The following is an 8,678-nucleotide window of genomic DNA, read 5'->3' as shown; positions in this document are numbered from 1 at the left end:
CCATCGCTTCACCGGTACTCTTACCCGGTGCCGCCTGACCTAAGATCTCCATAGAAGGCAGACCGTTATAGCGTTCCAGACGCGGTGAACCGTATTCCCAGCGTGAAGACGAGAAGGCTGAGTATGGCACCATTTGACCATCGCTGCCGCGCACATACCAGTTACCGATATCTTCCGGCAACATACGGTATTTGGCTTCGGACATGACGTAAACTTTCTTCACACGACCGCGGTCGATAAAGTCGTTCACATAGCTTCCGCCCCATGCGGCACCCAGCGTGGTATTAATGTCGCTAATGGAAACACCCAGCGCCTGTGCTTTTTCCTGGTCGATATCAATCTTGAACTGCGGCGTATCTTCCAGACCGTTCGGACGAACGCCGACCAGCAGATCCGGATGTTTTGCCACTTCGCCGAACAACTGGTTACGCGCCTGGGTCAGTTTTTCGTGACCGAGTCCCGCCTGGTCAATCAACTGGAAGTCAAAACCAGTCGCGGTTCCCAGTTCCACAATCGCGGGCAGGTTAAAGGCGAATACCATGGCGTCTTTAATCTGCGAGAAGGCGGCAGAAGCGCGTTGGGTAATGGCTTCAACCTTGTTCTCTTCACCCGGACGGTCAGCCCAGTCTTTCAATGAGACGAACGCGATACCGGTGTTCTGACCACGACCTGCAAAGCCGAAGCCGTTAACCGCAAACACCGATTCAACGTTGTTCTTCTCTTTGGTAAGGAAGTAGTCGGTCATCTCATCAAGCACTTTCTGTGTCCGTTCCTGGGTCGCACCGGCAGGCAACTGGGCCATGCTCAGGAATACGCCCTGGTCTTCGTCCGGCAGGAAGGAGCTTGGCAGACGGACGAACAGGAACGCCATGCCGACGACGATGATCAGATACAGCAGCAGATAACGACCGGTGCTGCGCAGAATATTACCCACGCTGTCGGTGTAATGGTGCGTGCTCTTATCGAACATGCGGTTAAACCAGCCGAAGAAGCCTTTCTTGCCTTCACCGTGGTCGCCTTTAGCAACCGGTTTAAGCATGGTGGCGCACAGCGCCGGCGTCAGGATCAACGCAACCAGTACGGACAGCGCCATTGCGGACACAATGGTGATGGAGAACTGACGATAAATCGCACCGGTAGATCCGCCAAAGAAAGCCATCGGGATAAATACCGCAGACAGCACCATCGCGATACCCACCAGTGCGCCCTGAATCTGGCCCATGGATTTACGCGTGGCTTCTTTCGGCGGTAACCCCTCTTCGGACATGACACGTTCGACGTTCTCGACCACCACGATGGCGTCATCCACCAACAGGCCGATGGCGAGCACCATCCCGAACATCGTCAGGGTGTTTATCGAGAAGCCAAAAGCGGCAAGCACCGCAAAGGTCCCCAACAGAACGACCGGTACTGCAATAGTCGGGATCAGCGTCGCGCGGAAGTTCTGCAGGAACAGATACATCACGAGGAACACGAGGATGATCGCTTCCGCCAGCGTTTTCACCACTTCGTGAATAGAGATTTTCACGAATGGGGTAGTGTCATACGGGTAAACGATTTTCAGGCCTGACGGGAAGAAAGGTTCCATCTTCACCAGTTCGGCACGGATCGCCGCGGCGGTATCCAGCGCGTTCGCGCCGGTCGCCAGTTTGATCCCCAGACCGGAGGCCGGTTTACCGTTGAACTTCGCGATGATGTCGTAGTTCTCGCCGCCCAGTTCAATTTTCGCGACGTCACGCAGGCGAACCTGAGAGCCGTCCTGGTTCACTTTCAGCAGGATTTTGCCGAACTCGTCGGTTGATGTCAGACGGGTCTGAGCAATAATCGATGCGTTAAGCTGCTGGCCTTTCACCGGCGGCGTACCGCCTAACTGACCGGCGGCTACCTGGGCGTTCTGCGCTTTGATAGCCGCAATGACATCGACCGGGGTCAACTGATACTTGTTGAGTTCGGTCGGGTCCATCCAGATACGCATCGCATACTGCGAACCAAACAGTTGAACGTCACCCACGCCGGAAGTACGGCTGATGGTGTCTTTCATGTTGGCGGCGACGTAATCCGAAATATCTTCCTGCGTCATAGTGCCGTCGGTATTGATAACCCCGACAACCATCAGGAAGCTACTGGACGACTTCTCAACGCTCACACCCTGTTGTTGTACTTCCTGCGGCAGTAACGGCATCGCCAGCTGCAGTTTGTTCTGCACCTGAACCTGCGCGATATCTGCATCCGTACCGGATTCAAACGTCAGGGTGATCTGCACGGTACCCGTGGAGTCACTGTTTGAGGACATGTACATCAGGTTATCGATACCGTTCATATTCTGTTCGATAACCTGCGTGACCGTATCCTGCACGGTTTTGGCATCAGCGCCAGGGTAGGTTGCGGAGATCGTCACTGCGGGCGGCGCAATCGTCGGATATTGCGCGACCGGCAGCTTGAGGATCGCAAGCCCCCCTGCCAACATGATGATGATGGCGATCACCCATGCAAATATGGGGCGATCGATAAAGAAATTAGGCATGTCTTAACGGCTCCTGTTTAAGTTAAGACTTAGACTGCTCAGGCTGGCTACCGCTAGCGGCTTGCTGGTTGTTCTCTGCGGTAATCTCTTGTGCTTTCACCTGCGCACCAGGACGCACTTTCTGCAGCCCACTGATAATGACGCGTTCGCCTGCTTTCAGACCACTGGTCACCAGCCATTTGTTGCCAATCGCCTGACTGGCCACGATTTGACGGTTTTCCACTTTGTCATCCGCACCCACAACCAGCACGGTAGCATCGCCGCGCGGCGTACGGGTCACGCCTTGTTGCGGCACCAGTAACGCAGTAGGGTTGGTTCCTTCTTCCAGACGCGCGCGAACAAACATTCCCGGCAATAAGGTGTGATCCGGGTTAGGGAAGACGGCGCGGATGGTGATAGAACCGGTGGTCTGATCGACGGTCACGTCTGAAAACTCAAGCGTACCGGTCTGCGGGAATTTGATACCGTCGCTGGTCACCAGCTCGACTTTCGCCTTGCCGTTTTCCTGCTTCAGCGTTCCGTTAGCCAGTTCTTGTTTCAGACGCAGGAAGTCGTTGCTCGACTGCGTCACGTCAACATAGATAGGATCGAGCTGCTGCACGGTTGCCAGCGCTGTCGCCTGACCGTTTTGTACCAGCGCGCCTTCCGTCACGGCAGATTTACCAATACGGCCGCTAATCGGAGAGGTCACTTTGGTGTACGCCAGGTTAATGCGCGCGGTTTCAACGGCGGCTTTCGCGGCAACGACAGCGGCATTCGCCTGTTGCGCATCGGCCAGCGCCTGATCGTAATCTTGTTGACTGATGTACTGCGTGCCGAGCAGCTTTTTATAACGGTTAACCGTTACCTGAGCGATGCTGGCAGCGGCCTGGGCTTTCGCCAGATCGCCTTTCGCGCTTTCATAAGTGGCTTGATACGTCGCAGGATCAATCTGATAGAGAGACACTCCTGCTTCGATATCACTACCTTCCTCGAAATTACGCTTCAGGATAATCCCGCTTACCTGAGGACGAACTTCCGCAATACGGAAAGCACTGGTGCGACCCGGCAGTTCAGTTGTGATCTGTAGAGGTTCGGTTTTGAGCGTCACAACCCCAACTTCTGGCATCTGCTGGCCCCCTTGTTGGGCCTGTTTGTCGTCACATCCTGTAAGCGCTAAGCTGCCTGAGAGCATCAGAACGACCGCCAGAGGCGTAAACCCTCTGTTTTTGTTCATATGTAAACCTCGAGTGTCCGATTTCAAATTGATCAATGGTCAAAAGTCCACAAACCCATTGCTGCGTTTATATTATCGTCGTGCTATGGTACATACATCCATAAATGTATGTAAATCTAACACCTGTAAATTCACCGACATATGGCACGAAAAACCAAACAACAAGCGCAGGAAACACGACAACACATCCTGGATGTAGCGCTACGGTTGTTCTCGCAACAAGGGGTATCTTCCACCTCGCTGGCGGAGATTGCAAAAGCCGCTGGCGTGACTCGCGGTGCAATCTATTGGCATTTCAAAAACAAGTCGGATTTATTTAGTGAAATCTGGGAACTATCAGAATCCAGTATTGGTGAGCTTGAGACTGAGTATCAGGCAAAATTCCCCGACGATCCACTATCAGTGTTAAGAGAAATACTCGTTCATCTCCTTGAATCTACCGTGACAGAAGAACGGCGACGTTTATTGATGGAGATTATATTCCACAAATGTGAATTTGTGGGAGAAATGACTATAGTTCAGCAGGCGCAAAGAAACATCTGTCTCGAAAGCTATGATCGGATTGAACAAACTTTAGATCATTGTATTCATTCAAAAATGTTGCCTGCAAATTTGATTACGCGGCGGGCGGCGGTGATGATGCGCGCCATGATTTCAGGTCTGATGGAAAACTGGCTTTTTGCCCCCCAATCGTTTGATCTCAAAAAAGAAGCGCGGGATTACGTCGCCGTTTTGCTGGAAATGTTAACATTTTGTCCCACCTTACAGTCGACGGGGCCTGACGCCGTATCCTGACGCTACTCCAGGAATAATCCTGGTCGGTTTCGCTGCCGCTATTCTGTCTGACAGAGCCGTGATATTCTTGCGCGTTGACTATTTTCGGTCGTCTTTTCGGTTCAGAAACCTTCATTCACATGACTATGTTGCCGCTCTATAAACGTGCTCAGCACCGAGTTTTTATCACGGTGGCTGTTTTCATCTTAATGCTATCCTGCCAGTCTCTGGCGCTTGCTCGCGCATCGTCAAACAGCGATCTGCCCTCGAAGGCGGATGTGCAAAGCCAACTGGATACGCTCAATAAGCAAAAAGACCTCTCCGCGCAGGATAAACTGGTTCAGCAGGATCTCGTCGAGACCATTGCAACGCTTGAGAAAATCGAGCGGGTGAAAGACGAGACGACCCAGCTCCGTCAGCGCGTGGCGCAGGCACCAGAAAAAATGCGTCAGGCGACAGAGGCGCTGAGTGCGCTCAGCGATGTGGATAATGATGATGAAACGCGTAAGACGCTCAGTACGCTTTCATTACGCCAGTTAGAACTGCGCGTGGCGCAGGTTCTGGATGATTTGCAGAACGCGCAAAACGATCTCGCCACCTATAACAGCCAGCTCGTTTCCCTGCAAACGCAGCCCGAGCGTGTACAAAATGCGATGTATACGGCTTCTCAGCAGCTTCAGCAGATTCGCAACCGGCTGGACGGCACTAGCGTGGGCGAAGCGGCGTTACGACCGACTCAGCAGGTGCTTTTACAGGCCCAGCAGACGTTACTGAACGCCCAGATCGATCAACAACGTAAAAGCCTGGAAGGCAATACGGTGTTGCAGGACACCCTGCAAAAGCAGCGTGACTATATTACGGCAAACAGCAACCGGCTCGAGCACCAGTTACAGCTACTGCAGGAAGCGGTCAACAGCAAGCGTCTGACCTTAACGGAAAAAACGGCGCAGGAGGCCATTTCCCCGGATGAAACCGCGCGGATCCAGGCCAACCCACTGGTGAAACAGGAGCTGGAAATCAACCATCAGCTCAGCCAGCGCCTGATCACCGCGACGGAAAATGGCAACTCGCTGATGCAGCAAAACATCAGGGTCAAAAACTGGCTGGACCGCGCACTGCAATCTGAACGCAATATCAAAGAACAAATCGCAGTGCTGAAGGGCAGTCTGCTGCTGTCGCGTATTCTCTATCAACAGCAGCAAACGCTGCCGTCGGCGGATGAACTCTCGGACATGACCAACCGCATTGCGGACCTGCGTCTGGAGCAGTTCGAAATCAACCAGCAGCGTGACGCGTTGTTCCAGAACGATGCGTTCGTGGCTAAGCTGGAAGAAGGCCACAGTAATGAAGTGAATGACGAAGTCCACGATGCGCTGTTACAGGTTGTCGATATGCGCCGTGAACTGCTGGACCAGTTGAACAAGCAACTGGGTAATCAGCTCATGATGGCCATTAATCTGCAAATTAATCAGCAGCAGTTAATGAGCGTCTCGAAAAGCCTGAAAGAGATCCTGACCCAGCAAATCTTCTGGGTAAACAGCAACCGGCCAATGGACTGGGACTGGATCAAAGCCTTCCCGCAGTCGCTGAAAGATCAGTTCAAGTCGATGAAAATCACGGTGAACTGGGAAAAAGCGTGGCCGGCGGTGTTTATCGCCTTCCTGGCTGGGTTGCCACTACTGCTCATTGCCGGCTAGATTCGCTGGCGTCTGAAGTGGCTGAAAGCCTGGCAGCAGCAACTCGCCGCCGCGGTGGGATCGCTGCGCAATGACAGTCAGCTAAACACACCGAAAGCGATTCTGATCGATCTGATTCGTGCGCTGCCGGTATGTCTGCTGATTCTGGCGGTCGGCCTGATTTTGCTGACCATGCAGTTAAACATCAGCGATCTGCTGTGGGCATTCAGTAAAAAACTGGCAATCTTCTGGCTGGTTTTCGGGTTGTGCTGGAAAGTGCTCGAAAAAGACGGGGTGGCGATTCGCCATTTCGGTATGCCTGCGCAACTGACCAGCCACTGGCGTCGCCAGATTGTGCGCATCAGCCTGGCGCTGCTGCCGCTGCATTTCTGGTCAGTCGTGGCAGAGCTTTCTCCCTTGCATCTGATGGACGATGTGCTGGGGCAGGCGATGATTTTCCTCAACCTGCTGCTGATCGCGTTTCTGGTCTGGCCGATGTGCCGCGAAAGCTGGCGTGATAAAGAGTCACATGGCCTGCGCCTGGTGACGATCACCATCCTGTCAATCATCCCGATTGCGCTGATGGTGCTGACGGCAACCGGCTACTTTTACACCACGCTGCGCTTGTCGGGCCGCTGGATTGAAACCGTTTATCTGGTCATCATCTGGAACCTGCTCTACCAGACGGTGCTGCGCGGTTTAAGCGTCGCGGCGCGGCGTATCGCCTGGCGTCGTGCACTGGCGCGTCGGCAGAATCTGGTGAAAGAGGGGGCCGAAGGGGCAGAACCGCAGGAAGAACCCACCATCGCGCTGGAGCAGGTGAACCAGCAAACGTTACGCATTACGATGCTGCTGATGATTTCACTGTTTGCGGTGGTGTTCTGGGCGATTTGGTCCGATCTGATCACCGTGTTCAGCTATCTCGACAGCATTACGCTCTGGCACTACAACGGCACCGAAGCGGGCGCAGCGGTAGTGAAAAGCGTGACGATGGGCAGCCTGCTGTTTGCCATTATCGCGTCGATGGTCGCCTGGGCGTTGATCCGCAACCTGCCGGGTCTGCTGGAAGTGCTGGTGCTGTCGCGTCTTAAAATGCGCCAGGGCGCCTCGTACGCCATCACCACAATCCTGAACTACATCATCATTGCCGTCGGGGCGATGACGGTCTTCGGTTCGCTCGGCGTGTCGTGGGATAAACTGCAATGGCTGGCGGCGGCCTTATCGGTCGGTCTCGGTTTCGGCTTGCAGGAGATTTTCGGTAACTTTGTCTCGGGTTTGATCATTTTGTTCGAACGTCCGGTGCGGATTGGCGATACGGTGACGATCGGCACATTCTCCGGTACCGTCAGCAAGATCCGTATCCGCGCAACCACCATTACCGATTTCGATCGCAAAGAGGTGATCATCCCGAACAAGGCGTTTGTAACCGAGCGCCTGATCAACTGGTCGCTGTCTGATACCACCACCCGTCTGGTGATCCGCATTGGCGTGGCGTACGGTTCGGATCTGGATAAAGTGAAGAAAGTCCTGCTTCAGGCCGCGATGGAGCATCCGAAGGTGATGCACGATCCCGAGCCAGCGGTGTTCTTCACTACCTTCGGTGCCAGTACCCTGGATCATGAACTGCGTCTGTACGTGCGTGAACTTCGCGATCGTAGCCACACGGTTGATGAACTGAACCGATCAATCGATCGTCTGTGCCGTGAAAACAACATTGATATCGCCTTTAACCAGCTTGAAGTGCATCTGCGCAACGAGAAGGGCGATGAGGTCACAGAGGTGAAACGCGAGATCAAAGGCGACGATCCGGCGCCTGCGGTTTAATCAAACGATCGCATGCCTGATGGCGTCACTTGCGTCTTATCCGGCCTACAACGCAGGGTAAATTCCAATACCCGCTCAGAAATGTAGGCCTGATAAGCGCAGCGCCATCAGGCAAAAATCAATCAAGTTTGTCAGCAGTCTGAGCTACTTTTTTTTCATAGTCCCGTTTAACCATTTCCAGCGCTTTCAACACGGTATCCGGGGCGACATGGTTTTCTTCCAGCAATACAATCAAATCGACGGCCAGTTTGACCTCATCCGGGGCGTTTTCAAGTGACATAGCGTCTCCAGGGATTAGCGAGTTAAACGCGCCAGGACACGTTCAATATTGTCCAGCGCCTTACGACAGCGCGCCAGACGGCCTTCATAGATTTCCACTTCGCGTTGCAGCGTTTGTTGTTCGTCCAGACGGGTGACCTGAGCCAGCCGCGCTTTGCGTTGCGCGGTCATTTCCTGCAAACGTCGCTCAAATTCCTGATGCTGGATGCGTTTGCGTTGCCAGTGTGCCAGACCCGGCGAGGCGCTGTCCCACTCCCGCAGCGACCAACTGGCGGTTTCGCGGGAGATTGCCTCCAGTTGCGACGCCAGATGTTCCGCCAGCCAGGCCACTTGCGGCAGTTGCTGCTGTTCAACCGCCTGACGTAGCGCCTGAAGGTGGCCTTCA

5 protein-coding genes and 1 pseudogene are annotated in these 8,678 nt (G+C 54.0%); 2 read left to right on the top strand and 4 right to left on the bottom strand.

Annotated features, from left to right (window positions below):
* Both AB7E14_RS15950 and acrA read right to left on the bottom strand, forming a co-directional pair.
* Positions 1-2,524: efflux RND transporter permease subunit (locus tag AB7E14_RS15950; protein ID WP_428169660.1), on the bottom strand; the 2,524-nt coding region annotated here is incomplete at its 3' end.
* Positions 2,525-2,546: 22 nt separating this feature from the next.
* Positions 2,547-3,740, bottom strand: a complete 1,194-nt coding sequence (gene acrA / locus AB7E14_RS15945) for a multidrug efflux RND transporter periplasmic adaptor subunit AcrA (RefSeq protein WP_043001556.1) — start codon at positions 3,738-3,740, stop codon at positions 2,547-2,549.
* A 141-nt stretch (positions 3,741-3,881) separates the two neighbouring features.
* On the opposite strand from acrA, the gene acrR reads away from it, so the two are divergent.
* A complete protein-coding gene (acrR, locus tag AB7E14_RS15940; RefSeq protein ID WP_044258933.1) occupies positions 3,882-4,535 on the top strand; it encodes a multidrug efflux transporter transcriptional repressor AcrR in 654 nt (217 codons plus the stop codon).
* 119 nt (positions 4,536-4,654) lie between these two features.
* Positions 4,655-8,014 (top strand): annotated as a pseudogene (gene mscK, locus AB7E14_RS15935) (mechanosensitive channel MscK).
* Between the two features lie 118 nt (positions 8,015-8,132).
* Here mscK and rsmS read toward each other — a convergent pair.
* Both rsmS and priC read right to left on the bottom strand, forming a co-directional pair.
* Positions 8,133-8,294 carry a pleiotropic regulatory protein RsmS gene (rsmS, locus tag AB7E14_RS15930; protein ID WP_043001554.1) on the bottom strand — a complete coding sequence of 54 codons (162 nt, stop codon included), beginning with the start codon at positions 8,292-8,294 and terminating at the stop codon, positions 8,133-8,135.
* Positions 8,295-8,308: 14 nt separating this feature from the next.
* Positions 8,309-8,678: primosomal replication protein PriC (priC, locus tag AB7E14_RS15925; protein WP_428169659.1), on the bottom strand; the 370-nt coding region annotated here is incomplete at its 5' end.

Origin of the sequence: Citrobacter sp. (assembly GCF_050252275.1) — a bacterium.
In the GTDB taxonomy this organism is placed as follows: domain Bacteria; phylum Pseudomonadota; class Gammaproteobacteria; order Enterobacterales; family Enterobacteriaceae; genus Citrobacter_A; species Citrobacter_A amalonaticus.
The sequence above is the reverse complement of the archived record's forward strand: the minus strand, read 5'-3'. Positions and strand labels throughout refer to the sequence as shown.

Bases quoted from the DNA above. Each gene is read 5' to 3' on its own strand.
- acrA (WP_043001556.1), bottom strand. From the start codon at position 3,740: ATGAACAAAAACAGAGGGTTTACGCCTCTGGCGGTCGTTCTGATGCTC.
- acrR (WP_044258933.1), top strand. From the start codon at position 3,882: ATGGCACGAAAAACCAAACAACAAGCGCAGGAAACACGACAACACATC.
- rsmS (WP_043001554.1), bottom strand. From the start codon at position 8,294: ATGTCACTTGAAAACGCCCCGGATGAGGTCAAACTGGCCGTCGATTTG.